General features: G+C 65.2%; 27 protein-coding genes. 4 read left to right on the forward strand and 23 right to left on the reverse strand.

Annotation, left to right across the window (positions count from 1 at the left end; translation table 11 throughout):
* Window positions 1–810 (forward strand): phosphonate ABC transporter, permease protein PhnE, encoded by an 810-nt coding sequence (gene phnE, locus ACFPFW_RS03380; protein ID WP_379769427.1) that lies wholly within the window; start codon window positions 1–3, stop codon window positions 808–810.
* Between the two features lie 156 nt (window positions 811–966).
* On the opposite strand, the gene ACFPFW_RS03385 is transcribed toward phnE, so the two are convergent.
* The 9 genes from ACFPFW_RS03385 to phnG are packed head-to-tail and all read right to left on the reverse strand — an operon-like array spanning window position 967 to window position 7957.
* Window positions 967–1578 (reverse strand): pyridoxamine 5'-phosphate oxidase family protein, encoded by a 612-nt coding sequence (locus tag ACFPFW_RS03385; RefSeq protein ID WP_114957453.1) that lies wholly within the window; start codon window positions 1576–1578, stop codon window positions 967–969.
* Between the two features lie 13 nt (window positions 1579–1591).
* A complete protein-coding gene (gene phnN / locus ACFPFW_RS03390; RefSeq protein WP_114957454.1) occupies window positions 1592–2185 on the reverse strand; it encodes a phosphonate metabolism protein/1,5-bisphosphokinase (PRPP-forming) PhnN in 594 nt (197 codons plus the stop codon).
* Between the two features lies 1 nt (window position 2186).
* Window positions 2187–3332, reverse strand: coding sequence for an alpha-D-ribose 1-methylphosphonate 5-triphosphate diphosphatase (locus ACFPFW_RS03395; RefSeq protein ID WP_114957455.1), 1146 nt, complete (start codon window positions 3330–3332; stop codon window positions 2187–2189).
* A gap of 13 nt (window positions 3333–3345) precedes the next feature.
* Complete coding sequence (phnL, locus tag ACFPFW_RS03400) at window positions 3346–4047, reverse strand: phosphonate C-P lyase system protein PhnL (RefSeq protein ID WP_114957456.1); 702 nt, start codon at window positions 4045–4047, stop codon at window positions 3346–3348.
* 2 nt (window positions 4048–4049) lie between these two features.
* On the reverse strand, window positions 4050–4823 hold the full coding sequence (phnK, locus tag ACFPFW_RS03405; protein ID WP_114957457.1) for a phosphonate C-P lyase system protein PhnK: 774 nt from the start codon (window positions 4821–4823) through the stop codon (window positions 4050–4052).
* Window positions 4820–5824 carry an alpha-D-ribose 1-methylphosphonate 5-phosphate C-P-lyase PhnJ gene (locus ACFPFW_RS03410; RefSeq protein WP_114957458.1) on the reverse strand — a complete coding sequence of 335 codons (1005 nt, stop codon included), beginning with the start codon at window positions 5822–5824 and terminating at the stop codon, window positions 4820–4822. Before ACFPFW_RS03410 ends, phnK begins: the two co-directional genes overlap by 4 nt.
* A complete protein-coding gene (locus tag ACFPFW_RS03415) occupies window positions 5821–6921 on the reverse strand; it encodes a carbon-phosphorus lyase complex subunit (RefSeq protein WP_114957459.1) in 1101 nt (366 codons plus the stop codon). Before ACFPFW_RS03415 ends, ACFPFW_RS03410 begins: the two co-directional genes overlap by 4 nt.
* On the reverse strand, window positions 6921–7508 hold the full coding sequence (gene phnH, locus ACFPFW_RS03420; protein WP_114957460.1) for a phosphonate C-P lyase system protein PhnH: 588 nt from the start codon (window positions 7506–7508) through the stop codon (window positions 6921–6923). The genes ACFPFW_RS03415 and phnH overlap by 1 nt, the downstream gene beginning before the upstream one ends.
* Window positions 7508–7957, reverse strand: coding sequence for a phosphonate C-P lyase system protein PhnG (phnG, locus tag ACFPFW_RS03425; RefSeq protein ID WP_379769435.1), 450 nt, complete (start codon window positions 7955–7957; stop codon window positions 7508–7510). The genes phnH and phnG overlap by 1 nt, the downstream gene beginning before the upstream one ends.
* A gap of 77 nt (window positions 7958–8034) precedes the next feature.
* On the opposite strand from phnG, the gene phnF reads away from it, so the two are divergent.
* The gene (phnF, locus tag ACFPFW_RS03430; RefSeq protein WP_114957461.1) at window positions 8035–8775 is read left to right on the forward strand and encodes a phosphonate metabolism transcriptional regulator PhnF; all 741 of its coding nucleotides are present in this window, start codon (window positions 8035–8037) and stop codon (window positions 8773–8775) included.
* On the opposite strand, the gene ACFPFW_RS03435 is transcribed toward phnF, so the two are convergent.
* The 9 genes from ACFPFW_RS03435 to ACFPFW_RS03475 form a co-directional block, all read right to left on the reverse strand.
* Window positions 8772–9458, reverse strand: coding sequence for an LbetaH domain-containing protein (locus tag ACFPFW_RS03435; RefSeq protein WP_114957462.1), 687 nt, complete (start codon window positions 9456–9458; stop codon window positions 8772–8774). The genes phnF and ACFPFW_RS03435 overlap by 4 nt on opposite strands.
* A 57-nt stretch (window positions 9459–9515) precedes the next feature.
* Window positions 9516–10478: a tripartite tricarboxylate transporter substrate-binding protein gene (locus tag ACFPFW_RS03440; protein WP_162799712.1), complete on the reverse strand. Its 963-nt coding sequence runs from the start codon at window positions 10476–10478 to the stop codon at window positions 9516–9518.
* 33 nt (window positions 10479–10511) lie between these two features.
* Window positions 10512–12638: a putative bifunctional diguanylate cyclase/phosphodiesterase gene (locus tag ACFPFW_RS03445; protein WP_162799713.1), complete on the reverse strand. Its 2127-nt coding sequence runs from the start codon at window positions 12636–12638 to the stop codon at window positions 10512–10514.
* A 336-nt stretch (window positions 12639–12974) separates the two neighbouring features.
* On the reverse strand, window positions 12975–13958 hold the full coding sequence (locus tag ACFPFW_RS03450) for a dipeptide ABC transporter ATP-binding protein (protein ID WP_114957465.1): 984 nt from the start codon (window positions 13956–13958) through the stop codon (window positions 12975–12977).
* Window positions 13955–14974: an ABC transporter ATP-binding protein gene (locus tag ACFPFW_RS03455; RefSeq protein ID WP_114957466.1), complete on the reverse strand. Its 1020-nt coding sequence runs from the start codon at window positions 14972–14974 to the stop codon at window positions 13955–13957. The genes ACFPFW_RS03450 and ACFPFW_RS03455 overlap by 4 nt, the downstream gene beginning before the upstream one ends.
* A gap of 5 nt (window positions 14975–14979) precedes the next feature.
* Complete coding sequence (locus tag ACFPFW_RS03460) at window positions 14980–15900, reverse strand: ABC transporter permease subunit (RefSeq protein ID WP_114957467.1); 921 nt, start codon at window positions 15898–15900, stop codon at window positions 14980–14982.
* Window positions 15897–16907, reverse strand: coding sequence for an ABC transporter permease subunit (locus ACFPFW_RS03465; protein ID WP_114957468.1), 1011 nt, complete (start codon window positions 16905–16907; stop codon window positions 15897–15899). The genes ACFPFW_RS03460 and ACFPFW_RS03465 overlap by 4 nt, the downstream gene beginning before the upstream one ends.
* A gap of 42 nt (window positions 16908–16949) precedes the next feature.
* Window positions 16950–18518 (reverse strand): ABC transporter substrate-binding protein, encoded by a 1569-nt coding sequence (locus tag ACFPFW_RS03470; protein ID WP_114957544.1) that lies wholly within the window; start codon window positions 18516–18518, stop codon window positions 16950–16952.
* A gap of 222 nt (window positions 18519–18740) precedes the next feature.
* Window positions 18741–19595 (reverse strand): urea carboxylase-associated family protein, encoded by an 855-nt coding sequence (locus ACFPFW_RS03475; RefSeq protein WP_114957469.1) that lies wholly within the window; start codon window positions 19593–19595, stop codon window positions 18741–18743.
* 94 nt (window positions 19596–19689) lie between these two features.
* Between ACFPFW_RS03475 and ACFPFW_RS03480 the strand changes: the two genes are divergently transcribed.
* Window positions 19690–19884 (forward strand): diguanylate cyclase domain-containing protein, encoded by a 195-nt coding sequence (locus ACFPFW_RS03480; RefSeq protein ID WP_114957470.1) that lies wholly within the window; start codon window positions 19690–19692, stop codon window positions 19882–19884.
* Window positions 19885–19921: 37 nt separating this feature from the next.
* Here ACFPFW_RS03480 and ACFPFW_RS03485 read toward each other — a convergent pair whose 3' ends face one another.
* Complete coding sequence (locus ACFPFW_RS03485; protein ID WP_114957471.1) at window positions 19922–20611, reverse strand: MarC family protein; 690 nt, start codon at window positions 20609–20611, stop codon at window positions 19922–19924.
* A gap of 104 nt (window positions 20612–20715) precedes the next feature.
* Here ACFPFW_RS03485 and ACFPFW_RS03490 point away from each other — a divergent pair, with 104 nt between their 5' ends.
* Window positions 20716–21507 (forward strand): class I SAM-dependent methyltransferase, encoded by a 792-nt coding sequence (locus tag ACFPFW_RS03490; RefSeq protein WP_114957472.1) that lies wholly within the window; start codon window positions 20716–20718, stop codon window positions 21505–21507.
* On the opposite strand, the gene ACFPFW_RS03495 is transcribed toward ACFPFW_RS03490, so the two are convergent.
* The 4 genes from ACFPFW_RS03495 to ACFPFW_RS03510 are packed head-to-tail and all read right to left on the reverse strand — an operon-like array spanning window position 21420 to window position 25291.
* The gene (locus ACFPFW_RS03495) at window positions 21420–22775 is read right to left on the reverse strand and encodes a sensor histidine kinase (protein WP_114957473.1); all 1356 of its coding nucleotides are present in this window, start codon (window positions 22773–22775) and stop codon (window positions 21420–21422) included. The genes ACFPFW_RS03490 and ACFPFW_RS03495 overlap by 88 nt on opposite strands.
* The gene (locus ACFPFW_RS03500; RefSeq protein ID WP_114957474.1) at window positions 22772–23443 is read right to left on the reverse strand and encodes a winged helix-turn-helix domain-containing protein; all 672 of its coding nucleotides are present in this window, start codon (window positions 23441–23443) and stop codon (window positions 22772–22774) included. Before ACFPFW_RS03500 ends, ACFPFW_RS03495 begins: the two co-directional genes overlap by 4 nt.
* Window positions 23424–25013, reverse strand: a complete 1590-nt coding sequence (locus ACFPFW_RS03505) for an ArnT family glycosyltransferase (RefSeq protein WP_114957475.1) — start codon at window positions 25011–25013, stop codon at window positions 23424–23426. The genes ACFPFW_RS03500 and ACFPFW_RS03505 overlap by 20 nt, the downstream gene beginning before the upstream one ends.
* Window positions 25010–25291, reverse strand: a complete 282-nt coding sequence (locus tag ACFPFW_RS03510; RefSeq protein ID WP_114957476.1) for a lipid-A-disaccharide synthase N-terminal domain-containing protein — start codon at window positions 25289–25291, stop codon at window positions 25010–25012. Before ACFPFW_RS03510 ends, ACFPFW_RS03505 begins: the two co-directional genes overlap by 4 nt.
* Between the last annotated feature and the right edge of the window lie 14 nt (window positions 25292–25305).

Raw genomic sequence — 25305 nt, forward strand, 5'->3', positions numbered from 1 at the left:
ATGAGCTCGACCTTGATGACGCCCGCGCCGACCATGCCGGTGCCGCCGCGCTCCGTCCTTTCGATCCTCACACAAACCGTCGGCGCGGGAATCGGGGTCGCGGTCCTGGTCTGGGCCTGGCATTCGGCGGAGATGAACCCGGCGCAGCTCATCAAGGACAGCGGCAACATGGCGGAACTGGGCAAGGACTTTTTCCGGCCCGACTTCCATGAGTGGGAATTCTATATGAAGGGCATGCTCGAAACGTTGGCGATCGCCATCTGGGGCACGCTCCTTGCCGTCATCCTCGGCATTCCGTGCGCGCTGCTCTGCTCGTCGAACATCGCGCCGGTCTGGATCACCTTTCCGATGCGCCGCCTGATGGACGCGCTTCGAGCCATCAACGAACTTGTCTTCGCGCTGATCTTCATCGCCGCCGTCGGCCTCGGCCCGTTTGCCGGCGTGCTCGCGCTGTTCCTGCACACGACCGGCATCATCGCCAAACTGTTCTCGGAAGCGGTCGAGGCCATCGATCACGGCCCGGTCGAGGGTATTCGCGGCACCGGCGCGACCAAGCTGCAGGAGATCGTCTTCGGCGTCATCCCGCAGGTCCTGCCGCTCTGGATCTCATTCACGCTCTACCGCTTCGAATCGAACGTCCGTTCGGCCACCGTACTCGGCATCGTCGGCGGCGGCGGCATCGGCATGACCTTCAACGAGGTCATGCGCTCGTTCGAATATCAGCAGGCCGGCGCGGTGCTGCTCATCGTCATTGTGACGGTGTCGCTGCTGGACGTGCTCAGCCAGAGAATCAGGGCGAAGTTTATCTAGGCGTCTCCCGGTCCGCGTGGACGAAGCCCATCGCGTGATCCGGGACCCAGCGCATACTCGCGAAGCTCTTCAGCTATAGAGCGCCTGCGGCGTACATAGGCGCTGGATCCCGGATCACGTGACACGGCTTTGCCGTGCACGGTCCGGGATACGCTGTCACCACAAGCTCGCCTGAGCCCGCGCGTTCCACGCGGCGTCGTATTCCTCGCCGCCGACACGTCCTTCGCTCATTACCAGCAGCATTTCGCCGGGCGTCGGCAAGCTCTTCGGGTCGATATGGCGGGCCGGGTTCCAGAGTTCCGAGCGGACGATCGCGCGGGCGCACTGAAAGTAGACCTCGTCGACATGCATCACGATCACCGAGCGCGGCGCCTTGCCGTCGACGGAGAAGGAGGCGAGCAAGTCCGGGTCGACGCTGATCTCGGCGCGGCCGTTGACGCGGATCGCGTTGCCGTGGCCGGGGATCATGAACATGAAGGCGGTGCGCGGGTCGCGGACGATGTTCCTGAGCGAGTCGATGCGGTTATTGCCGCGCCGGTCTGGCATCATCAACGTCTTCTCGTCGTGGATGCGGACGAAGCCGCCGAGATCGCCGCGTGGCGAGCAGTCGAGGCCTTCCGGTCCGCAGGTCGCGAGCGCCGCGAACGGCGAGACCTCGATATAGGCGCGGTAGTGCGGCGTGATGCGGTCCGTGACCTTGGCCGTCGACGTCTCTCCGGTCGTGCCGTAGATGGCTTCGAGCTCCTCGACGGAGCGGACAATCGACATCGGTCATGATCTCCTAGCTGAAACGCGGGACAAACCTCTTCTCGACCGGGATATCGGTCCGGCAGGCGGAGGAATGGCTGGTGATGAGCGCGACAAGTTCGCGGCCAGCCTCTTCGATCGTGCGGTCGTTGACGATGGTCGCGTCGACCGGCGTCCAGACCTCCAGCGAGCGGCCGAGGCGAGCGTTGAGGTCGCCGTCCTCGATCCGGGCACGGCCGGCGAGGCGTTCGCGCAGGAGTTCGATCGGCGCAGTGATTTCGACCACCGTGACTTTTGGCAGATGGATACGGCTCCACGGCACCATGCGGCGCGAAATGTTGCAGACGGCGATGTGGCCTTGCCGCACATTCTCCAGCGCCGATTTCGGAAGCGCATAGCCGAGGCCGTGTGCGCGCCAGCACAACGTAAAGGTACCGGCGCTTTCGCCCTCGGCGAACGCCGTTTCGTCGATCGTGTCGTGGTCCTCGTGGGCCGAGCTCGGGCGCGTCACGATGCGGCGCGGGAAGACCATCGAGACGTCGTCCGCGAGCGCGGTCTTCGCATAACCGATCAGGCTGTCCTTCCCCGAACCGCTCGGGCCGACGACGAAGACGAAACCGCCCGACATCTCAGAGCACCCGCTCGCCCTGGCGCCAGACGCGGCGGACGACCGGCACGCCGTTGGCGAGCTTGATCTGGACGAGATCGGCGCGCTGGCCGGAGGCGATCTCGCCACGATCATGTAAGCCGGTCGCCCTGGCAGGCGTCTTCGTCACGGTGCGGATCGCGGCGGAGAGGTCGATTCCGGGAACGCGGTTCGGCAGATCGAAGGCGGCCATCAGCAGGCTGGCCGGAACATAGTCCGACGACAGGATGTCGAGGCATCCGGCCTCCGCCGCCTCGATCGCCGCAAGATTGCCGGAATGCGAGCCGCCGCGAATGAGGTTCGGCGCGCCCATCATCACCGCGATGCCGTGATCGCGAAGCGCGGTGGCGGATTCCAGTGTGGTCGGGAACTCGGCCAGCGAGACACCCTCTTCGACCGTCTGATCGACTTCGGAGAGCGTGGTGTCATCGTGACTCGCGAGCGGGACGCCGTTGGCGCGGGCGAATGCGATGACCTTCGGCCGGTTGATCGCGCTGAAGGCGCCGTTCTGCTCGACGCGGGCATCCATCTGCGCCTTGAACTCTTCGACCGAGCCGCCGCGCTTGCCCATGTAGTAGGTCAGGTATTTGTCGAGGTCGCGGAACTGCCTTTGGCCCGGCGTGTGGTCCATCAGCGACATCAGGCTGACGGGGTAGAGCGCCGAGAAAGCCGTCAATGAGTCGACAACGTCCGGCGACGGCACTTCGCAGCGCAAATGCGTCAGATGCTCGGCCCGGAACAGGCCCTCGTTGCGGGCGATATCGAGCGCCTCGCCAAGCTGCATCAGGTCGGCTCCGAGGCCGCCGCCGTCGAGGTCGGAGCCGCAGCGGAGCGAGTCGAAGACGGTGGTGATGCCCGAGGCGACGATCTGCGCGTCGTAGGCCAGCACCGCGCCCATCGTGTTCCAGTAGACCTTGGGGCGCGGGACGTAATGGCTCTCCAGATGGTCGGTGTGCAGCTCGACCAGGCCTGGGATCAGATAGTCGCCGTGGAGGTCGAAGCCCTTTTCGGGCGGCGCTCCGGTGCCGGTCTCGCTGACCTTGCCGTCGACGACGGCGAGCCAACCGCGCTCGACGCGGTCGGCGAAGACGATCTCGGCATTCTCGATGATTGTGACCTGATCGGGCATGAGTCGGTTCTCCTCAGGCCGCTTTGGCCGCAAAACGTGTCACGTCTACGACGCGACTTGCGACGCGGTCACGCACATCCTCGTCGTGGAAGATGCCGATGATGGCCGTCCCGGCCTTTTTGCGGGCCTCGATCAGTTCGACTACGACGGCGCGGTTAGTGGCGTCGAGGGATGCGGTCGGCTCGTCGAGCAGGAGCACCGGCAGGTCGGCGATGAAGCCTCGCGCGATGTTCACGCGCTGCTGTTCGCCGCCGGAGAAGGTCGCGGGCGGCAGGTCCCAGAGACGCTCCGGCACGTTGAGGCGGCTGAGCAGCTCTCCGGCTCGCGCTTGCGCAACCTCCGGCGAAAGGCCGCTGTCGCGGCCGGCCGAGGCGACGACGTCGATGGTCGAGACGCGCGGGATGACGCGCAGGAACTGGCTGACATAGCCCATCACGTCGCGACGGAGCGCGATCATCCGGCGCGGTTCGGCGGTGGCGACATCGACATAGTCGTCGCCGTCGCGGACGAGCACGGAGCCATGATCGCAGCGGTAATTGCCATAGACGATCTTGAGCAGCGACGACTTGCCGGAGCCGGACGGGCCGCCGAGCACGACGCATTCTCCGGGCATGACCTCGAAGCCTACATCGTCGACGACGTCTAGCTTCATGCCGCCGCGCAGATGAAGAGTGAAGGCCTTCGAGACGCCGTTGAGCTTGATCAGAGGCTGCATGGTCAGGCCGCCAGGACGGAGGATACGAGGAGCTGGGTGTAGGGCTCGCGCGGATCGTCGAGCACCTGGTCGGTCAGTCCGGTCTCGATGACGCGGCCACCCTTCATCACCATCATCCGGTGCGAGAGGAGGCGCGCGACGGCCAGGTCATGCGTGACGATGACGACGGCGAGTCCCAGTTCGGCGACGAGCGTGCGGATCAGGTCGAGGAGGCGCGCCTGGACCGAGACGTCGAGGCCGGAGGTCGGCTCGTCCATGAAGACGAGGCGCGGCTGGGTCACGAGATTGCGGGCGATCTGAAGGCGCTGGCGCATGCCGCCGGAAAACGTCTTCGGGCTGTCGTCGATGCGGCCGGGATCGATCTCGACGCGGGCGAGCCAGTCCTCTGCGGTCGCGCGGATATTGCCGTAATGGCGCGCGCCGACGGCCATCAGTCGCTCGCCGACATTGCCGCCGGCCGAGACCGGCATACGCAGGCCCTGCGTCGCATCCTGGCGGATGAAGCCCCAATCGGTGCGCATCAGCAGGCGCCGTTCGGCCTCGCCGAGCGTGAGCAGATCGCGGACCTCGTCGTCGCGGAAGCGGTAATGGACCTCGCCGGCGTCGGGAGAAGTCTCGGTGGCAAGCAGGCCGAGTAAAGTCGACTTGCCGGAGCCGGATTCGCCAACGATCGCCAGCACCTCGCCCTCGTAGAGGTCGAGCGAGACATCGGCGCAGGCGGCGCGCGGGCCGTAGTTCTTGGCCAGACCACGGGCAGTGAGCAGGGGTGAGGTCACGGCAATGCCTCCTCTCCCTCTCCCCTGTGGGGAGAGGGTCGGGGTGAGGGGGAAGCCGAGTCGGATTTATGTTCTTCCCTCACCCGGTCGCCTTCGGCGACTCGACCTCTCCCCACAGGGGAGAGGGGATCGTCGCCAGCCAGGTGGCCGCGATGGCCGGCCTCGCGGCGCTCCTCGCAATAATCGGTGTCGGAACAGACGAACATCCGCCCGCCGCGGTCGTCGAGCACAACCTCATCGAGATAGACGCCTTCGGCGGCGCAGAGCGCGCACGGGTCCTTGAAGGTCTGAACCCGGAACGGATGATCCTCGAAGTCGAGGCTGCGAACCTTCGTGTGCGGCGGCACCGCGTAGATGCGCTTTTCGCGGCCGGCGCCGAAGAGCTGCAGCGCCTCGCAATCGTCGATCTTCGGGTTGTCGAATTTCGGCACCGGCGAGGGGTCCATCACATAGCGGCCGGCGACTTCGACCGGATAGGCGTAGGTCGTCGCGACATGGCCGTGGCGGGCGATGTCCTCGTAGAGCTTCACGTGCATCAAGCCGTATTCGCCGAGCGCATGAAGCTTGCGCGTCTCGGTCTCGCGCGGTTCGAGATAGCGGAGCGGTTCGGGGATCGGCACCTGGTAGACCAGCACCTGGTCCGAGCGCAGCGCCGTCTCCGGCACGCGGTGGCGCGTCTGGATGACCGTCGCCTCGACTGTTTTCGTCGTCGTCGCGACGCCGGCCGTGCGCGCGAAGAACTTCCGGATCGAGACAGCGTTCGTGGTGTCGTCCGAGCCCTGGTCGATGACCTTCAGTACGTCGTCCGGGCCGAGGATTGCGGCGGTCACCTGCACGCCGCCGGTGCCCCAGCCGTATGGCATCGGCATTTCGCGGCTGGCGAACGGCACCTGATAGCCGGGAATTGCGATCCCTTTCAGGATCGCGCGGCGGATCATCCGTTTCGTCTGCTCGTCGAGATAGGCGAAATTATAGCCCGTGGCCTGCGCGTGCTCGTTCATTCTGCGGCCTCCAGCGCATCGGTCTGGCCGCCGGCCTCGTGCTCGGCGCGCATGCGGCGGACGAGTTCGAGTTCGGCTTGGAAGTCGACGTAATGCGGCAGCTTCAGGTGCTCGACGAAGCCGGTGGCCTGCAGGTTGTCGCAATGCGACAGCACGAACTCCTCGTCCTGCGCGGGAGCCGCAACCTCCTCGCCGAATTCGCGGGCGCGGAGCGCGCGGTCAACCAGCGCCATGGCCATGGCCTTGCGCTCGCCGCGTCCGAAAGCGAGGCCATAGCCGCGCGTGAACTGCGGCGGCTGGGCGGCCGAGCCGGTGAACTGGGTGACCATCTCGCATTCGGTGAGGGTCATCTCGCCGAGCGGCACGGCGAAACCGAGCTCTTCCGGCACGAACTCGATCTCGACATCGCCGATGCGGATCTCGCCGGTGAAGGGATGGGTGCGGCCGAAACCACGTTGGGTCGAATAGCCGAGCGCCAGCACGAAGCCCTCGTCGCCGCGCGCCAGTGCCTGCAAGCGCAGATCGCGGCCGGCGGGGAAATCGAGCGGTTCGCGAGTCAGGTCGCCGACGGGGATGTTCGGATCGGCCGCAGGCTCGCGCTCGATCAGGCGCTCCCCGTCGAGCAGGCTCGCCACATGCGGCATTACCTCGGATGCTGCCTGGCTTTCGGCCGGCCTCTCCGGCTCGCCTTCGGCCGCGAGCGCGAAGTCGATCAGGCGATGGGTGTAGTCGAAGGTCGGGCCGAGCACCTGTCCGCCCGGCAGGTCCTTGTAGATCGCCGAGACGCGGCGGATCGCGCGCATCGTATCGGTGTCGATCGGCTCGGACGTGCCGAAGCGCGGCAGCGTGGTGCGGAAGGCGCGGACAAGGAATACCGCCTCGATCAGGTCGCCGCGCGCCTGCTTCAGCGCGAGCGCCGCGAGGTCGGGATCGTAGAGCGAGCCCTCGGTCATCACGCGGTCGACGAGAAGCGTCATCTGCTCACGGATCTGCGCGACCGAAAGCTCGGGGACGGAAGGGTCGCCGCGCCGCTCGTGGTCGAGCAGAGCGTGTGCATTGTCGATGGCGGCCTCGCCGCCCTTCACCGCGACATACATCAGCGCGCCTCCATCATGGTCGTGCGTGGCAGGCCGGTGACCATGCCGTTCGCCGTGAACAGCACATCGACGCCGCATGGGAACAGTGCGCGGTTCGCGATCCACTCTCGGGCGAATGCGGGCGGCAGCGGGTCGATCGACATCGTGGCCGTGCCGCGAATGCCGGGGCCGCTGAGAATCAGCCCGTCTCCGACGGAAATCCGGCTTGTATGGACAAACATAGTCGTCGAGCGATCCGGATAATCCGGCGTGCCGCGCGCGAAGCTGTGAAGCGACGGACAGAGCGCGGGGTCGGAAACCAGCGCGAAATGCGCCTCGCGCGGATTGGCCGTGATCGGAGTGCCGGTGTGGAAGCGGAGATAGTCCGTGACCTCGCGCGATCCGGCCAGAGTTGCATCGAGCCAGAGCGGCGTCTCATGGTCGGCGAGCGTCAGCGCAAGCGCGGCAAGTTCGGCAGGCAGCGAGGCCGGTGGCGCGATATCGCAGTCGAGCGTCTGCAGCGTACCGGGCCGTGACAGCGCGTTCATCGCCGCGCGGAAAACACGCTGAGCGTCGAAGACGGGATTGGCGAAAGCATGGGCGGCCATCAATCCTCTCCCCGGACCATGGTGAAGAAATCGACCTTCGTCGCCGCGACACGTCGTGCCTTAAGCGCGCGCTCTTCGGCGATGCGATTGCGGACCGGTTCGAGTGCGGCATGGACCTCGGTCCGGCGACCTGCCTGCCACAGTGCATCGAGCATTGCGGCCGTGCGGGCCTTCGGTTTGTCTCGACCGAGTTGGTAGGCGATTCCGATCTCGCCGGTCGTTAGCCGGACCGCCGCGCGAGTGACGCTGACCTCGCCGGCATTGAAGGGAGCGCCCGTTCCGCCGATGCGGCCGCGCGCCATGACGAGGCCGATCTCTGGCGCGCGCATCTCCTCGGCGCCGTCCGGCGGTCCGACCTTTTCGAGCGCGGTCGCGAGTTCGTTGGCGGTCGCCAGCGCGTAGACGCGCATCGCTTCCTGCCGGGGCTCGTATGCTGGTGTCTCGGTCATTCACGATCCTGTCGTCGAATGTTGTCTATTTTATTAGACAACTGGCCAAACACTGTCCAATGAAGTTTTGATGACGGATGACGATAACGAGGGATCAGGTGCTCGACAGGGCTTTGGGGCTGGCGGCGTGGCGGCAGGTGGCGGATGCGGTCGAGGCCGACATTACGTCGGGTCGATTGAAGCCGGGCGACAGGCTGGCGCCGGAATCGCAGCTGGCGGAAAGGTTCGGCGTCAACCGCCACACGGTCCGGCGCGGTCTTGCCATGCTGGCCGAGCGCGGCCTCGTGCGCGCCACGCAGGGCAGCGGCACGTTCGTCGAGACGGCGCCGGTCGTCTATCCCATCGGCCTGAAGACCCGCTTTTCGGAAGTGATGGCGAAGGTCGGCCGCGAGGCGCGGGGCGAACTCGTCTCCGCCGAGCATGTGCCGGCCGACAAGGGCATCGCGGAGGCACTCGGCATCGAGAAGGGATCGCCGATCCTGCAGATGCATACGATCTACCGCGCCGACGGCGTGCCCCTGTCGTTTGCCCGGACCTGTTTCCCGCTGCCCCGCTTCCTCGGTCTCGACCAGCATTTCGCCGCCAAGGGCTCACTGACCAAGGCCTACAAGAAGCTCGGCATCGAGGACTACAAGCGCCTGTCGACCCGCATCACGGCGCGGATGGCGGACCCTGCCGAGGCGGCGCAACTCGACATCGCGCCGGGCCGCGTCGTGTTGATCATCAGCAGCATCAATGTCGACCTGGAGGGTGTCCGCATCCAGGCGACGCAGTCGCGTTTCGTCGCCGACCGCGTCGAACTGACGATCGAGCGTTAGACCTGAGCCACAGCTTCGGCGACGTCGTAGCGCTTGGAGAACTCGATCGCGTCGAGCTTGCGGAAATCGGCCATCGCCTCGCTCAGCCGGGCATGGCTCCAGTCCCACCATTTGATGCGCAGGAAGCGGGCTTCGGTTTCTTCATCGACGCGGCGCTTGATGACACGCGCGGGTGATCCGACGACCACTGCGTAGTTCGGCACGTCCTTGGTCACGATGGCGCCCGAGCCGATCACCGCGCCCGTTCCGACATTGACGCCCGGCATGATGATTGCCGCGTGGCCGATCCAGACGTCCGGGCTGATGACAATGCGGTTCTTCAGCCGCCACTCGAAGATCTCTCGGTCGTCGTCCTGGGCCATGTGGTGGCAGCGCGAACGGTAGGTGAAGTGATGCAAGGTCGCCCGCCACATCGGATGATTGGTCGGGTTGATCCGGACATTCGTCGCGATGTTGCAGAACTTGCCGATCTCCGCGTTGAAGATCTGCACGTTCGGCGTCGCATAGGCGAAATCGAGGAAATCCGAATCGGTGATCTCGCAGCCCCTGGCGATCGAGGTCCAGGGACCGACGCGGGTGCGCAGCACGGTTGCGGAAGGATGGATGACCGGCGTCTCGGACAGCCCCTGTTCGTCGTACCAGGGAGCTTCCGGTTCGCCTTGATTGATCTCGATGAGCGCCATGATCCCCTTATCCCGCGTGAAAGCGGCGGACTCAAGCGGTGGAGTGTGACAGGCCGATTACGGCTGGCTGCCGCGCAGTCCCGCGACCTCCCAGCGCTCAATCTCGCTCCTCACAAGCAGCGCGAGCGCCTCTGGGGTCCGCCGGTTGTCGGCAGGTATTTCCGCGCCGAGGTCGATGAGGCGGTTTCGGAAGCGCGGTTGATCGAGCGTCGTGCGAACCGCCGAGTTGAGCGCCTGGATGTGTTCCGGTGGCGTGCCGCGTGCGGCGAACAGCGCGGTCCAGGAGTCGACCGGAAAGTGCATGCCGACCTCGCGCGCCAGCGGAACGTCCGGCAAGACGTTCGAGCGCTTGCTGCCTGAGATGACGTAGGCGTCGACGCGATGCGTGGCGGCGGCCGGAGCGATGTTGACCACCTGATCGATCAGGACATCGGCCTGGCCGCCGATCAGATCGTTCAACGCCGGACCGCTGCCGCTATAGGTGACCAAGGTCGGCGTGATCTTCATCTCCGACACGAGAACCAATGCTGATGCATAGGTACCCGCGCCGGGGCCGGAATGGGCGAGCTTGATCGCCGGTCCCCGTTCGCGGAGTACCCTGACGAGGTCGTTGTAATCACGGGCGAGACCGCGCCGGGTGACGAGGACGGCAGGCGTGTTGGCGATCAGCGCGACGGCAGCGAAATCCTTCTCGGGGTCGTATCCGGCGTCGTCGAACATCACCTTCGCCGCGGCATGCGTGCCGCCGCTGCCGAGCAGCAGGTCGGTTCCGTCGGTGGCCGTGGCCAAGAAGTTGAGGATGCCGGTTCGCCCGCCGCGGCCGGTGATGTTCTCCACGTAGACCGATCGGTTGAGGATGTTCGCAAGCTCGTCGGCGAGAATGCGCGCGAGCGTGTCGGTCGATCCTCCGGCGGCGAACGGCACGACGATGCGCACCGGCCCTTGCGGCCTCCAGGGCAGATCGGCGCGTGCGGATCGCGCGGACGGGCCCGCGAGCGCCAGACCCGCGGTTGCGGCCATGAATTGGCGACGATCGCAGGCCGGGCGCCGCATTCAGGTGCCCGTTGCCCCGAGCTCCGGCCCGGTCTCGCGCTTGAGATAGGTGACGACATCCCTGGCCGGCATCGGCTTGGCGAAGAGATAGCCCTGGCCCAGGCTGCAACCGGCCGAGAGCAGGAAGGCGCGCTGCGCCTGGGTTTCCACGCCCTCGGCGACGACGGACATGTTCAGGCTGCGGCCGAGATTGACGACGGCGGAAACAATGCCGGCGCTGTCGGTATTGCTCTCGAGGTCGCGCACGAAGCTCTGGTCGATCTTCAGCACGTTGACGCGGAACTGCTTCAGATGCGTGAGCGAGGCGTAGCCGGTGCCGAAATCGTCGAGGGCGAGCGGAACGCCCGCCTCGCGCAGCGCTTCGAGGTTCGCGCGGACATTCGACGAGTTCTGTTCGAACAGGACGCCTTCGGTAATCTCGATTTCGATCTGATGGGAATCGATCCCGGCCGTCGCCATTTCGGTGCGGAGGCTTTTCGCGAACGACCCGGTCTGCAGTTCGGCGCTCGATACGTTCACCGCCACGCGCACGAAGTCGATGCCCAGGCGCGTCCATTCCCGCATGTCGCGGAAAATCTGCGAGCGCAGTTCGCGGCCGAAGGCCATCGACAGTTCGTGGTTGGCGAAAACGGCCGCGAAGGCCATTGCCGACAGAACGCCCTTCTCCGGGTGATTCCAGCGGGCGAGCGCCTCGAAGCCGAGAACGGTGCCGGTCCGGATGCAGACCTGGGGCTGGTAGAACGGAACGAATTGTTCGCGCTCGATCGCCTCGCGGATCTCTTCGAGAAGCGCCACTTCTTCGAGGACGCGCCTGCGCATGTCGGGCGAGTAGACGCAGTACTGGTTTCGGCCGAGCGACTTGGCGCTGTAGAGCGCGATGTCGGCGTTCTTCAGGAGCTCGCTCGCTTCGCTGTCATGGCGCGGATATGCGGTGATGCCGATCGATGCAGGCATCGACAGCGCGTGCCCCTCGAATTGGCAGGGTTCGCGCAGATGCATCAGCACTTCCTCGGCGACGCTGATGCCTCGTCCGAGCGTACCCGGAACGATGATCGCGAATTCATCGCCGCCGAAGCGTGCGACGAGATCGTTCGGACCGACCGCGACGAGAAGCCTGCGGCCGACTTCACTGAGCAGGCGATCACCTGCCATGTGGCCAAGCGTATCGTTGACGTGCTTGAAGTTATCGAGATCGACGAGGAGCACGCAGAGCCGCTGGTTGGTGCCTGCGGCATCCCGCAGCGCGGCTTCCAGCTCGCGTCCGAAGAGAGTGCGGTTGGCGAGGCCGGTCAGGGCATCGTAATTCGCCGCGCGTAACAGCTCCTTTTCCGAATTGTCCCTCTGCGTCGCCTCCCGGGCCAGCATTTCGCCGACGACGGCGAGAAAGATGACACCGGCGAGCGCAAGCAGGGCGTTGCTCAGCGCGTCGTGCTGCCACTGCATCAGGGCGTCGCTGAGCGAGATGCCGATGCTGACGATGACCGGCACGTCCTTCAGTCGAACGAAGCTGAAAATCCGCTCGATGCCGTCGAGATGCGACCGCTGCTGGAATGTACCGGTCGGATGGTTGGACAACGGTTCCTTGAACATCACGCTGTTCGCGATGCTCCTGCCGATAGTTCCCTGTAGCGCCGGATGGCGGGCAAGCGTCGTTCCGTCGGACCGGAACAGCGCAACGGCGCCCTCAGGACCGACAGCGATCGATGAGTAGAAGCTGTTGAGATAGTCGAGGTTGACCAGTGCCAACACCACATGGCCGGGCACGCCTTCGCGACCGCTGATGCGGCGGCTGATCGCGACGACCTGCTTCCCGCTGACCGGGTCGAAGGTCGCGCTGCTGGCATAAAGCCCGCGATGGGATTTTGCCTGATGCGCGTTGATCGCGTCCTGATCGAGAAGATTGCCGACAGATGCCGAGCGTTCGAAGTCGTAGAGCGGGGCTGGAGCGCCCGGCGCAAGGAGGCGAACGGCCATGACATGCGGCAGGCTCTGGGTGAGCAGCGCGAGTCCGCCGGTGACATTGCTGCGGCGGACTGGATCGTCGGGAGCCGGGCCGAGTTCATGCGCGAGCAGGCCCAGCAGCATATTGACGGAGTCGAAGGTCCGTTCCGTATGCTGCGCCAGCATCCTGACGAGATTTTGCGAATTTCGCTCCGCGGCGTGCATCGCATCGATGTGCGCACGGCTGATGAAGAGCGAAGCGATCGCGATGACGGCCGCGCAGGTGAGTGCGACGCTCAGGCGAATGACCCAGCGGAGCGGGAGGCGCGACGTTAAAGTGCTCCCACGCCCATTTTCCGAGCGTAACCAAGTGGGCGCGTGTTCCCGTTCGGCTTTCACGCCGCGAGAGTTGATCGAAATCAGTTTCGATTATGTGAATGGAATGCTGTCGAAGCGAATACTTGCTCGATCACGAATAACGCTAAGCCGTTCACGCTATTTATGAATATCGATCTGTGTCGATCAAGACGCGCCAACTTCACCGGTCAGGACGCGCTCGGCGTAATGACAGGCGATCATGCGTCCATCGACGGGCCGCAAAACGGGGCGCACTTGCCTGCAATGCTCGGTGACTGTCGGACAGCGGGTGGAGAAGACGCAACCGACCGGCGGATTGAACGGTGACGGCGGCTCACCCTTCAGAATGATGCGCTCGCGGCGTGGAGCATTGATGTCCGGCGTGGAGGCAAGAAGAGCGCGAGTATAGGGATGCAGCGGCCGCGCGAAGATGACGTCCTTCGGACCCTGCTCGAGCGCGGTGCCGAGATATAGCACGAGTAGATCGTGCGCGAGGTGACGGACGACACCGAGATCGTGCGAGATGAACAGGTAGGCGAGGCCCATGTCCCGCTGCAGATCGGTGAGCAGGTTCAGCACCTGCGCCTGAACCGAAACGTCGAGCGCGGATACCGGCTCGTCGGCGACGATCAGACTCGGCTCGAGTATCAGTGCGCGTGCGATGGCGATACGCTGGCGCTGTCCACCGGAAAACATGTGCGGATAGCGATCGGCATGCTCCGGGCGCAGGCCGACGCGGGCCATGGTCTCGCGCACTTTGGCGCGGCGTGACGAGCGGTCGCCGCGCTTCGCCGCAATCAGAGGTTCTTCCAATATGGCGCCGACCTTCCGGCGCGGATTGAGCGAGCCGTACGGGTTCTGGAAGACGAACTGCACATGGCGGCGAAGCTTCGCCCGATCGATCTTCGATGCATAGGCGACGTCCGCGCCTTCGATTTCGAGCTGGCCGGATGTCGCGGGCTCGATCAGCGCGACCATCCGGCCGAGCGTGGATTTGCCGGAGCCAGATTCGCCGACCACCGCGAGCGTCTTGCCGGGTTCGATATCGAACGACACGCCGCCGACGGCGGTAAGCTTCGCCGGCTCCGCGAACATGCCGCGGGGGACTTTATAGATCTGCACGAGTTCGTGCGCCGAGACCGCTTTCATGATGCGGTCTCCGTGACGCCGATTGGTGTATCGGCGGCGATGTTCTGCAGACGCTGCGGATCGCCGAGCGGGTAATGGCAGCGCACGCGCCCGCCCTCCCAATCGCGCAATGCAGGCTGGTCGTTGCGGGAATGATCCGTCGCGTAGACGCAGCGCGGGCTGAACAGGCAGCCTTTCGGCCGGTCATAGGCGCCGGGAACCATTCCGGGAATGGTGGCGAGGCGGCCGTCCATCGCACGCTCGGGAAGTGCGTTCAGCAGGGCCTCCGTATATGGATGCTGCGGCGCGGCGAAAAGCTTCGCGGCTGGCTGCTCCTCCATGATCTGGCCGGCATACATCACCAGCACGCGCTTTGCGGTTTCGGCGACGACGCCCATGCTGTGCGTGATCAGGATCAGCGCCATGCCACGATCGCGCTGCAGATCGAGCAGGAGATCGAGGATCTGCGCCTGGATGGTGACGTCGAGCGCGGTCGTCGGCTCGTCGGCGATGAGCAGTCGCGGATTGCAGGAGATCGCCATGGCGATCATCACGCGCTGGCTCATGCCGCCGGAAAGCTGGTGCGGATAGGCGGAGAGGCGGCTTTCCGGCGCCGTGATGCCGACCTGATCCAGAAGTTCGATCGCGCGTCGCCTCGCCGCCTTGCGGTCGAGGCCGAGATGCAGCCGGATCGTCTCCTCGATCTGGAAGCCGACGGTGAAACACGGGTTCAGGCTCGTCACCGGATCCTGGAAGATCATGGCGATGTCCTTGCCGATCAGCCTGCGGCGCTGGCGGGCGGACATTCCGAGCAGGCTCTGGCCGTCGAACGTCAGGCGGTCGGCGGTCACGATGCCGGGGAATGGGACGAGACCCATCATCGCGAGCATCGAAATGCTCTTGCCCGAGCCGGATTCGCCGACGACGCCGAAGACCTCGCCCTCGTCGAGATCGAACGAGACGCCGTCGACCGCCTGGAGCATGCCGCCGGCGGTCGGGAAGCGGACACAGAGATTGCGGACTTGCAGCAAGGCCATTCCGGTCACCGCTTCAGCTTGGGATCGAGCGCATCGCGCAACCCGTCGCCGACGAGGTTGAACGCGAGCACGGTGATCAGGATCATTAGTCCCGGGAAGGTCACGACCCACCAGGCGCGCAGGACGAACTCACGCGCATCGGCGAGCATGGTTCCCCATTCCGACGCGGGCGGCTGGGCGCCGAGGCCGAGAAAGCCGAGCGCGGCCGCGTCGAGGATCGCGGCGGAGACGCCGAGCGAAGCCTGCACGATCAGCGGCGCGGCGCAGTTCGGCAGCACTTCCTTGAACATGATGCGCAGATTGCTCGACCCGCCGACGCGGGCGGCGGTGACGTAATCCTTCGACAATTCGCCGATGACGGCGGCGCGCGTCAGCCGGACGTAATGCGGCAAAGTCACGAGCGCGACGGCGATCATCGCGTTGGCGAGGCCGGGACCGAGGATCGCAACGATGACGATGGCGAGCAGCAAGCTCGGCAGCGTCAGGATGACGTCCATCGCACGCATGATCGCGGTCTCGATCCAGCCGCGGAAATAGCCCGCCGCCATGCCGATCAGCACGCCCGAGACGAGCGAGAGGACGACGACCGCAACGCCGATCGAGAGCGAGAGCTGCGCGCCCCAGATCAGGCGCGAAAGGAGGTCGCGGCCGATTGCGTCGGTTCCCAGGAGGTGGGACCACGAACCGCCGTCCTGCCAGACCGGCGGGCGGAGGAACGCGGTCGAGTCGGTCCGGTCCGGATGATGCGGCGCGATCAGCGGCGCAAACACCGCGAGGCCCGTCACGACCACGATGATGGCGAGGCCGATGACCGCGCCGGTATTGCGGCGGAAATCGTGCCAGAAGGCCGCCAGGTCGGATGGCGGTGCGGCCGCGGGCGTCGTGCCGGCCGCGATCGGGGGTGTCTGGAGAACCTCGGTCGTCATCGGGCGTGCCTGATGCGCGGGTTGATGATGCCATAGGCGAGGTCGACGAGCAGGTTCACGATCATGACGACCGCGCCCATCAGCAGGACGCCACCCTGAAGCACGGGATAATCGCGGCGGTAGATCGCCTCGATCAGCCATTTGCCGACGCCGGGCCAGGAGAAGATCGTTTCGGTCAGGATTGCGCCGGTGAACAGCACGCCCACCTGCAGCCCGATGACAGTGACGATCGGGATCAGGGCGTTGCGGAAGGCGTGCAGCGCGATCACGCGCATGCCCGACAGACCCTTGGCGCGAGCGGTGCGGATGTAGTCCTCACCCAGCACTTCGAGCATCGCCGAGCGCGTCATGCGCGCGATGACGGCGAGCGGAATCGTACCGAGCACGATCGACGGCAATATGAGGTGGGAGACGGCGGAGCCGAACGCGCCTTCCTCGCCGGACAGCAGGCTGTCGATCAGCAGAAAACCCGTCACCGGCTCGATGTAATAGAGCAGGTCGATGCGGCCGGAGACCGGGGTCCAGCCTAGCTGGACGGAAAACAGCAGGATCAGCAAGAGGCCCCACCAGAAGATCGGCATGGAATAGCCGGTCAGGGATATTCCCATCACGCCGTGATCGAAGATCGAGTTTCGTCGGACGGCCGCGATCATGCCGGCCGGAAGCCCGATGACGACCGCGAAGATGATGGCGCAGAGCGACAGTTCGACGGTCGCGGGGAAAAGCTCGAAGAATTCCGACGCCACCGAATTACGGGTGACGAAGGAACGGCCGAGATCGCCCTGCAGGACGCGCGAGATGTAGAGCCCGTACTGGACGATGACCGGCTGGTCGAAGCCATAGGCCTTGCGCAGTTCCTCATGCCGGGCGGCGGAGATGCCGCGCTCGCCGGCCTGAGCTTCGATTGGATCACCCGGCACGAGCCGGATCATGATGAAGGTGAGAAGCGTGATCCCGATAAAGGTGGGGATCAGGAAGCCTAGGCGGGAAAGTACGAACCTGAACATGGTGGGTGGCCGCGGGCTGTCATCCAGCCCGCGGCCCGCTCCTTAGTTGATGTCGACACCGTAGAAAGTGTGACGGCCGAACGGGCTCAGCTTGTAGCCGGTCACGTTCTTGCGGATCGGTCCGATCTGCACCGCGTGGGCGATCGTGAACCAGGGTTCTTCCTTCTTGAAGATCACCTGCGCCTGCTCATAGAGCTTGGTGCGCTCGGCCTGGTCGGAGATCGCCTTCGCCTTCACGACGATGTCGTCGTATTCCTTGTTGCAGAACTTGGCGATGTTCGAGCCGCTCGTCTGCTGCGCGGAGGCGCAGCCGAGCAGGGTGTGCAGGAAGTTGTCCGGATCGCCGTTGTCGCCGGTCCAGCCGAACAGCGCCATCTGGTGCTCGCCGGCCTGCAGCTTCTTGCGGTACTCGCCCCATTCGAAGCTCTTGATCTCGGCCTTCACGCCGATCTTGGCGAGGTCGGCCTGCATCAGTTCGGCGATGCGGCGGGCGTTCGGATTGTAGGGACGCTGCACCGGCATCGCCCAGAGATCGGTCTCGAGGCCGTTAGGATAGCCCGCTTCCGCAAGGAGCTTCTTGGCACCTTCCGGATCATAGGGCGTGTCCTGGATCGAGTCGTTATAGCTCCACATCGACGGCGGGATCGGGTTCTTCGCCGCGACGCCGGTGCCGAGGAAGACGCCATCGACGATGGCCTTCTTGTCGATGGCCATCGAGATCGCCTTGCGAACGCGAACGTCGTCGAACGGCTTTTTCTGGGTCTGATAGGCGAGGTAGCCGATGTTCAGGCCCGGCTGCTCGAGAACCGTGATGTTCGTGTCCTTCCGCATCGCCTCGATATCGGCCGGGTTCGGGTACGGCATCACATGGCATTCACCCTTCTGCAGCTTGGCCCAGCGGACCGAAGCGTCGGGCGTGATGGCGAAGACGAGATCGTCGATCTTGGCCTTGCCGCCCCAGAATTCAGGGAATGCCTTGTAACGGATGACCGCGTCCTTCTGATACTGGACGAGGTAGAACGGGCCGGTGCCGATCGGCTCCTGGTCGATCTTCTCCGGCGTACCCGCCTTCAACATCGCGTCGGCATATTCCTTGGACTGGATGCCGGCATATTCCATCGCGAGGTTGGCGAGGAACGGAGCCTCGGGTTTGTTGAGCGTGAATTTGACCGTGTAGTCGTCGACCTTCTCCAGCGACTTGATCAGTTCCGGCATCGCCATGTCGTTGAAGTACGAATGGTCCGGACTCGTCACGTTGAAGTAGGGATTCTCCTTCTTCCACATGCGCTCGATCGAGAAGACGATGTCGTCGGCATTGAAGTCGCGCGTCGGCTTGAAGGTCTTGTTGGAGTGCCACTTCACTCCCTTGCGCAGGTGGAAGGTGTAGGACGTGCCGTCCTCGGAGATGTCCCACTTCTCGGCGAGACCGGGAACGACCTTGGTGCCGCCGGATTCGAAGTCGACGATGCGGCCGTAGATCTGGGAGTTGGCGTCGAACGACGTACCCGTCGTCTGTACGCCGGGATAGAAATTTTCCGGGCTGCCTTCCGAGCAGTAGACGAGGGTTTTTGCAGAGGCGGGGGCGATAGAGACAGGCAGGGCCAGGCACATCGCGGCAATCAGATAACGAGACTTCACGACACCACTCCAACTGGGCTGGGTGAAGCGGCAGAGGCTATTCCACTAAAGGTTCCTGTCAATCGCGTCGCAGGCATGAAAAGCGGGCGAATCATGGCCTAAATTTGTGCAACAGCCTGTCTGAGAAGCACAATTCGGCTCTTTAAGATTTCTAATCCAAACGGTCCGAAATCGGGCGGTCAGGCGACTCTCCGATTACTCGCCGTCCTTGTCCCACCAGCCTTTTTCGGGCTTGAGGCCATGCTGGCCACGATAGGGCGCGACGTCCGGACTCTTCCAACTCTCGATCGTTGCGGGATCCAATCTGTACACCTCGACGCCAAGCGGGCGGCAGACCTCGATCGGGTCTCGGGCGTCCGGGCCCCACAACGGCACGGAGAGATCGCCCCCGGGACACGTCGACAGGGCGCAGAGGAGATCGATCTCGGCGAAGAATTCGAGATAGTCGCCCTTCTGCGCCGGGCAGTCGCGCATGAAGTACATGTCGTCGGCGTTGAGCCCGGTGACCTGGAAGACGTTCAGCACGTCGTGCACGTCGAACTCGGTCAGCCCGAACGGCAGGACCGAGCGGACGAGGTTCGAATGGCAGTGGAAATGGAAGTCCTGCCCGGTCAGGAGCTTGTTGACGTAAGGATCGCAGCGCGTGCCGAGGAGGTCGTGGATGCGGCCGCCATATTCGTCGATCCCGTAACCCGCCAGCGTGTCGGCGATGATGGTCACCAGCGGCCGCAGGAACGGCAGCGTCGACCACAGCCGGTCATGGGTCGAGACATGCGCGCCCTGGAGCTGGCGCGTCCGCGAGGCCCATAGGCGCTCGCGCGGATCGTGGCGGTTCCAGATATTGAGGTCGCCGACCTGCGGGCCCTCAACGGCGACGATTCGGAAGACATGGCCGGCCGGCACTTCCCAGGCGCGTCCGGTGCGAATCGGGATCGTGAATTGTTCGACCAGTTCGCGGCCCGGGGCCGAGGCGACGCGGTCGTAGAACTCCTTGTCGACGTCGAGCGCCGATCCCTTGCTCACCTGATACGCCGCCCGAAAATCCTTCATCGCACACTCCATGAAACCGGCGGATCAGGCAGGCTAGCGGCGGCGTCGTCAACCATCCGGATGACACGCGAAATTCTCCGATTGGTTCAACAGCGTGTTTACCGATGGGGTCGAAGTCTTGCGGATCCCGTTCGTGATCGAGGACCATGAGGTCTTCATCGGTGCGAGCGTCGGCTTCGCGGCGATGCACCCGGACGATCCAATGGAGGGAGACCAACTCCTCGTCGCGGCCGACAACGCGCTCTATGCCGCGAAACGCGCCGGAAAGAACACATGGCGGAATGCGTGACCGGCAACGTCTTCGAATGGGACGCCGCGATCTGAGCCTAAGTGTGCGGCCAGAGCGATTGCAGGAATTCGCTGATTCCGTTCATCGCGATCTGCGTGCCGATGCACAGCAGCAGGAACGCCGACAGCCGCGACAGCGCGCGCGCGCCGCCGGGTCCGAGAAAATTGAGCAGGCGGTCGGCCGACGAATAGGCCAGCCAGACGATTATCGCGACCGCCAAAGCCGCCGCCGATGCTCCCGCGACGAAAGCAAGGAACTCCTCGTTCGAATGCGGATGATTCGCGCCGATCGCGATCGCGACCGAGATGGTGCCGGGGCCAGCGGTGAACGGCATCGTCAGCGGGAAGAAGGCTACGTCCTCATAGCCTGCCGCCTCCGACGCCTGTTTCTGCTTGTCGGCCTCGTAGCTCTCGGTGAGGAAGAGCAGGCTCCACGCGCTCGCGGCCACCACGACGCCGCCCGCGACGCGGAGCGCCGCCAGGGTGATTCCGAAGAAGCTCAGTATGTACGCGCCGCCCCAGAGCGCGACGAGCATGATGATCGCCGAATAGATGCCGATCCGCCGCGCCAGGATCAGCCGCTCGAAATGCGAGCGATCCGCCGTCGCCTGGCTGAAGATCAGCGCCGAGCCCGGCGGATTGACGATCGAGAACAGCGCGGAAAATGACAGCAGGAATGTTTCGGTGGCGGTCGGCATCGGCGTCTCGACGGGCGGCGCCGGCATCATGACACGGCGCCTTCCCGTGGTCCAAATCCCTGTCCTGCAAGCTGTAATGTTGCCGTAAGGGCGCTCGGGCCGAGTCCTCGCGAATTTTCGTGAGGCGGTGTCGCATGTTGGATCCCGAGGGCATTCAGGTTGTCGCCAAGCAGTCCGGCTTTTCGAGCGTCGAGTCGGAACAGGTCGTCCGCACGCGCGGGCTCTTGGTGACGGGGCGCGCCGGCATCGTCGATACGCTCGAGAACCTGATCAGCGGCGGTCAGCAGGAAGACATCCTCGCCGCGACGCTCTCCGCTGCACTGGTCGACGAGGGCGACCGTCTGGTCGATGTTGGGTGCGGAACCGGCAAGCTTGCGATCGCCGCGTCGCGGCTGGTCGGCGCCAAAGGCTCGGTCGTCGGTATCGACGCGACGCCACAGATGATCGATCTCGCCAATGCCCGTTCCGCGAAGGAGAAGTCGGGTGCACGCTTCCGCGTCGGCGTCGCCGAGCACCTTCCGCTGCCGGCGGGCAGCCAGGACGCGGTGACCAGTTCCTATTTCTTCCATCACCTGCCGAGCGACCTGAAGCCGCTGGCGATGCGCGAGATGTGGCGCGTGCTGAAGCCGGGCGGCCGACTGATCGTCACCGATTACGGTCGGCCGCGCAGCCTGTTCGGCTATATCGCGAGCTTCCCGATGCGCTGCGATTTCCACGAATATGTTCGTCCGCAGCTGCGCGGCGAACTCGAACGCATCATCGAGACCGAGGGGTTCGGGCCGGTGGAATTCACCGCGACCTTCCTCGGCTACATCAGCGTGCTGCGGCTGATCAAACCCTACCCGGCGACGACGCGCTCGGTCGGCAGATCGAGCACGAACGACGATCCGCCGCCGGGCCGCGCCTCGATGCGGATCGAGCCCTGATGCTGCCGCATGATCTCGTGCGTGATCGCGAGCCCCAGCCCCGTGCCCGGCGCCTGTGTGGCGCCGCGCTGGAAGCGGCGGAACAGCCGCTCGCGGTCTCCCTCAGCGATACCGGGGCCGCGATCGTTGACGCGGGCCGTGGCGGGCAGGACGAGCTCGATCTCGATCGGGCTGCCTCGCGGGGTGTGCTTCAGCGCGTTCTCCAGCAGATTGCGCAGAGCGACAGCAATCGCGTGCGGGTCGGCGCGGACGGGCAGCGCGCCGGTCTCGCCGGTCACCGCGATCTCGCGGCCGTCCTTCACGGCGAGCGGGGCGATCTCGGCCACCGCCTCGACCACGACGTCGCGCAGGTCGAACACACGGTCGGATTTGAGCGTGCTGGCGTCGAGCCGCGCGACTTCCAGCAGTTGCTGGACGAGGCGGTTGATGCGGTCTGCGTCGCCGGCGAGCACCTTCCGATCCTCGCCGGGCGGGAGGCGATCGATGCGGGCGGTGAGGATGCTCAGCGGCGTCCGGATCTCGTGCGCCGCATTGGCGATGAAGCGCCGTTCGGAATCGAGCGCCGTTTCCAGCCGCTGGATGGCTGACGCGACGGCGTCGACGAAGGGCCGGATCTCGATCGGCATGCGCGAGGTCGCGAGGGTCGGCACGCCTTCGCCCGGCCGCATGCTCTCGGCGACGTCGGCGGCGGCGTCGACCTCGCGGAACGCCTGCCGAAGCGTGATCCAGACCACGGCGATGCCGAACAGCATCACGGCGAACAGGACCGGCGTGCTTTCCCGCGCGAGTTCTCCGACGACGCTGTCGGCCAGGACGTCGTCATGGATGCCGCTCTGCGCGACCGCCACGGAATAGTCGCCGACCGGCCGGTGATAGGCGTACCAGGGGCCGCCCGTCGCGCCCACGGGATTGAGCGCGAAGAAGTCCTCCGCAGGATGCTTGTTCGCGGTCTTCAGCACCTCGACCGCGCGGGGCGAGGACGAGGCGATCGCGTTTCCGGACTTGTCGAAGACCGCGTAGAGGAAGCCGTCGTTTGACGATTGGTAAGACCGCGCGAGCGTGTCGGGAACGCTGAGCGTCCCGGTCTTCGTGTCGAACGCGCGGACAATATCGGTCGCCTGGTCCTGCAGCGTGCGGTCGCTCATCGTGTCGATCGATTCCGCCGCGCGGAAAATGACGACCATCACGGGAATAATCGTGCCGAGCACGAGGACGAGCGACAGGCGGAAGATCAGCCGTCTGCGAAGCGACCAGCCACGGGCCTTCATGACGCGTCGTCCAGCATGTAGCCGATGCCGCGCAGGGTATGGATCGCGGCGCTCGACTCGGCGCTGACGAGCTTGCGGCGAAGGCGATGCACCAGCACCTCGATCGCGTTCGAGCCTAGTTCGTCATCGAAGGCGTAGAGCGCGCTTTCGATGACGTCCTTGGTCACGACGCGGCCCATCCGGCGCATCAGGAGTTCCAGCAGCGCCAGCTCGCGGCGCGAAAGGACGAGCGGCGAACCGCCGACTTCGGCGGTGCGGGTCGGAGTGTCGAAGCTGAGATTGCCGCTGACGAGGCGCACCCCGAGCGCGGTATTGGGCCTGCGAAGCAGCGCGCGAAGGCGGGCGAGCAGTTCGTCGAAATGGAACGGCTTCAGCAGGTAATCGTCCGCGCCAGCTTCCAGACCGTCGACCTTGTCCTGCAGTGCGTCGCGGGCGGTCAGCAGCAGGACCGGACAGCCGAAACCGGCGATCCGGCCCTTCAAGAGATCGATGCTGTCGCCGTCGGGCACGATGCGGTCGAGCACCGCGACATCGAACGATCCGACAGCGAGCGCGTCTTCCGCCGCGTCGAGGCGAGTGACGTGATCGACGGTGAAGCCGCTCTCATGCAGTCCCTTGATCAGGATCGCAGCGAGGTCCGTCTCGTCTTCAAGGAGGAGGAGCCGCATTCGTCTGTTCCGGCTGGAGCGGGCGCCATAACGCCATCATGCCGCCGCGATAGGGTCGCTGCAGGTCCGGCTGCGTTTCGAGATCCCGATGATACATGTCGGTTACGGCGATGACGATGCCTCGCGGATGCGCGGTGCGCCATGAGGAGATGTCCGCGCTTCCGATCTGCGCGACCGGTCTGTCGAGCCGGCCGAGGAAAGCGATCTCGCCATGATACAGGCCGACGAAGGCGACGTCCGGATCGTGATAGGAGCGAAGCTCGGTGCCGACCCAGCCGAGATCGTATGGTATGAAGGCCGAGCGCCAGCCGTGCAGGTGCAGGCCGAGGAAGACGATCGCGGTGAACGCCGCCGCCAAGGTCAGATCGTGCCGCGCCAGCATGAGCATCGCCGCCAGGCCGACAAGCACAAGCAGGCCGTCGGCATTGATATGCAGAGTCGGCAGGTCGAACACGTCGAGGCTGACCACCACGGCGATCATGACGAGGCACACCGCCAGTGTCAGGACGAACCAGCGCAAATCGTCGGGAACGTTGCGGACGCGCTGCATCAGCAGGGCCGCGGCCGGGAGCAGTGGCAGGAGGTAATGGACCTGCTTGCCCGACATCAGGCTGAAGATGATGAAGCCGCAGCCGGCCGAGATCGTCAGTAGCCGCCATTCGCGGGCACTCTCCGACGGCCAGCTGACGAGGCTCCTGATCGCACTGCGGCTGAAGGTGAATGGACAGAGCACCAGCGGCAGTATCGCGATATAGAACCAGAACGGCTTCTTGTGCGCGAACGCATCGACCACCCGGCCGGCCGACTGCTTCAGGAAGAGCTCGTTGGCAAATTCCTGTCCGCCGGCGATCGCCGCCGGTATGGCCCAAACCAGTCCGATCGCGGTGCCGATTGCGATTGAACAGACAACGCCGAGATACCACCCTTTCCAACTGGCTCGGCGAGCGGCCCAGACCGGAGCGAGGAGAGCCGCCGGCAGGAGATGGACGGCGATGACCGGCCCCTTGGCGAGGACACCCAGGCCGATGGCAACGCCCAGGAGGACGAAGCCGCTCCGCTCGCCTCGGCCGGCACGGACAAGACCTATCAGTCCCACGAGAACGCAGACCGTCAGGAGGCCGTCGAACATCGTCATGCTCGACAGCGCGACGAAGACGAGCATGGATGCGAGAACGAGCGCGCTCTCCGCGCCGCGCCGCGTCGCATTCAGCTCGCGGCCGAGGCGTGAGGTGAGGAAGACGGCGACCGGCATCGAAAGCGCCGGGACGAGCCGCGCGACGATTTCCGACGGGCCGGTGACGGCCCAGGCGAGATTGATCAGCCAGAACAGCAGCGGCGGCTTGTGGGCGTAGGTCTCGCCGTTCAGGTGCGGGACGAGGTAATTGCCCGAATTCCACATCTCCCAGGCGACGGTGAGATAGCGCGTTTCGTCGATCGGCAGCAGCGGCCGCGCGAGCAACGCGACGGCGACAAAGAGAAACGACAGGCCGACCGCAAGGCCGGTCGGCGACAGAGAGAGCTCGCGCCGCGTGACGATGGGGGAGGCGCGTTCGGTCGAGGCGAGGGTCATGCGGTCGCCTCGCTCAATTTCGCGCGTTTGCGGATGAGATGCAGGTTGCGGAGATAGACGGCGAGGCCGAAGCCCTGACCCGCCATGAAGATCGGGTCGCCGACATGCAGGGCGTAGATCATCAGCAGGACGCCGCCGCCGAGGCTGAAGAACCAGAAGGCCACGGGTGTCGTGCTCTCGCCGCGCTTCTCACTGGCAAGCCATTGGATGAGGAAACGCGCGCTGAATAGCGCCTGCCCGCCGATCCCGACCAGCATCCAAAGGGATGAGAGGATCATGGGCGGACGCCCGG

The sequence above is a fragment of the Flaviflagellibacter deserti genome (assembly GCF_042652085.1).
Classification (GTDB): Bacteria; Pseudomonadota; Alphaproteobacteria; order Rhizobiales; family Methylopilaceae; genus Flaviflagellibacter; species Flaviflagellibacter deserti.

What these genes read in the sequence shown, in the direction of transcription:
- phnE (WP_379769427.1), top strand. Translation starts at nt 1, where the DNA reads ATGAGCTCGACCTTGATGACGCCCGCGCCGACCATGCCGGTGCCGCCG.
- ACFPFW_RS03385 (WP_114957453.1), bottom strand. Translation starts at nt 1,578, where the DNA reads ATGTCGATTGTCCGCTCCGTCGAGGAGCTCGAAGCCATCTACGGCACG.
- phnN (WP_114957454.1), bottom strand. Translation starts at nt 2,185, where the DNA reads ATGTCGGGCGGTTTCGTCTTCGTCGTCGGCCCGAGCGGTTCGGGGAAG.
- ACFPFW_RS03395 (WP_114957455.1), bottom strand. Translation starts at nt 3,332, where the DNA reads ATGCCCGATCAGGTCACAATCATCGAGAATGCCGAGATCGTCTTCGCC.
- phnL (WP_114957456.1), bottom strand. Translation starts at nt 4,047, where the DNA reads ATGCAGCCTCTGATCAAGCTCAACGGCGTCTCGAAGGCCTTCACTCTT.
- ACFPFW_RS03410 (WP_114957458.1), bottom strand. Translation starts at nt 5,824, where the DNA reads ATGAACGAGCACGCGCAGGCCACGGGCTATAATTTCGCCTATCTCGAC.
- ACFPFW_RS03415 (WP_114957459.1), bottom strand. Translation starts at nt 6,921, where the DNA reads ATGTATGTCGCGGTGAAGGGCGGCGAGGCCGCCATCGACAATGCACAC.
- phnH (WP_114957460.1), bottom strand. Translation starts at nt 7,508, where the DNA reads ATGGCCGCCCATGCTTTCGCCAATCCCGTCTTCGACGCTCAGCGTGTT.
- phnG (WP_379769435.1), bottom strand. Translation starts at nt 7,957, where the DNA reads ATGACCGAGACACCAGCATACGAGCCCCGGCAGGAAGCGATGCGCGTC.
- phnF (WP_114957461.1), top strand. Translation starts at nt 8,035, where the DNA reads ATGACGATAACGAGGGATCAGGTGCTCGACAGGGCTTTGGGGCTGGCG.
- ACFPFW_RS03435 (WP_114957462.1), bottom strand. Translation starts at nt 9,458, where the DNA reads ATGGCGCTCATCGAGATCAATCAAGGCGAACCGGAAGCTCCCTGGTAC.
- ACFPFW_RS03440 (WP_162799712.1), bottom strand. Translation starts at nt 10,478, where the DNA reads ATGGCCGCAACCGCGGGTCTGGCGCTCGCGGGCCCGTCCGCGCGATCC.
- ACFPFW_RS03445 (WP_162799713.1), bottom strand. Translation starts at nt 12,638, where the DNA reads ATGCTGGCGCAGCATACGGAACGGACCTTCGACTCCGTCAATATGCTG.
- ACFPFW_RS03450 (WP_114957465.1), bottom strand. Translation starts at nt 13,958, where the DNA reads ATGAAAGCGGTCTCGGCGCACGAACTCGTGCAGATCTATAAAGTCCCC.
- ACFPFW_RS03455 (WP_114957466.1), bottom strand. Translation starts at nt 14,974, where the DNA reads ATGGCCTTGCTGCAAGTCCGCAATCTCTGTGTCCGCTTCCCGACCGCC.
- ACFPFW_RS03460 (WP_114957467.1), bottom strand. Translation starts at nt 15,900, where the DNA reads ATGACGACCGAGGTTCTCCAGACACCCCCGATCGCGGCCGGCACGACG.
- ACFPFW_RS03465 (WP_114957468.1), bottom strand. Translation starts at nt 16,907, where the DNA reads ATGTTCAGGTTCGTACTTTCCCGCCTAGGCTTCCTGATCCCCACCTTT.
- ACFPFW_RS03470 (WP_114957544.1), bottom strand. Translation starts at nt 18,518, where the DNA reads ATGTGCCTGGCCCTGCCTGTCTCTATCGCCCCCGCCTCTGCAAAAACC.
- ACFPFW_RS03475 (WP_114957469.1), bottom strand. Translation starts at nt 19,595, where the DNA reads ATGAAGGATTTTCGGGCGGCGTATCAGGTGAGCAAGGGATCGGCGCTC.
- ACFPFW_RS03485 (WP_114957471.1), bottom strand. Translation starts at nt 20,611, where the DNA reads ATGATGCCGGCGCCGCCCGTCGAGACGCCGATGCCGACCGCCACCGAA.
- ACFPFW_RS03490 (WP_114957472.1), top strand. Translation starts at nt 20,716, where the DNA reads ATGTTGGATCCCGAGGGCATTCAGGTTGTCGCCAAGCAGTCCGGCTTT.
- ACFPFW_RS03495 (WP_114957473.1), bottom strand. Translation starts at nt 22,775, where the DNA reads ATGAAGGCCCGTGGCTGGTCGCTTCGCAGACGGCTGATCTTCCGCCTG.
- ACFPFW_RS03500 (WP_114957474.1), bottom strand. Translation starts at nt 23,443, where the DNA reads ATGCGGCTCCTCCTCCTTGAAGACGAGACGGACCTCGCTGCGATCCTG.
- ACFPFW_RS03505 (WP_114957475.1), bottom strand. Translation starts at nt 25,013, where the DNA reads ATGACCCTCGCCTCGACCGAACGCGCCTCCCCCATCGTCACGCGGCGC.
- ACFPFW_RS03510 (WP_114957476.1), bottom strand. Translation starts at nt 25,291, where the DNA reads ATGATCCTCTCATCCCTTTGGATGCTGGTCGGGATCGGCGGGCAGGCG.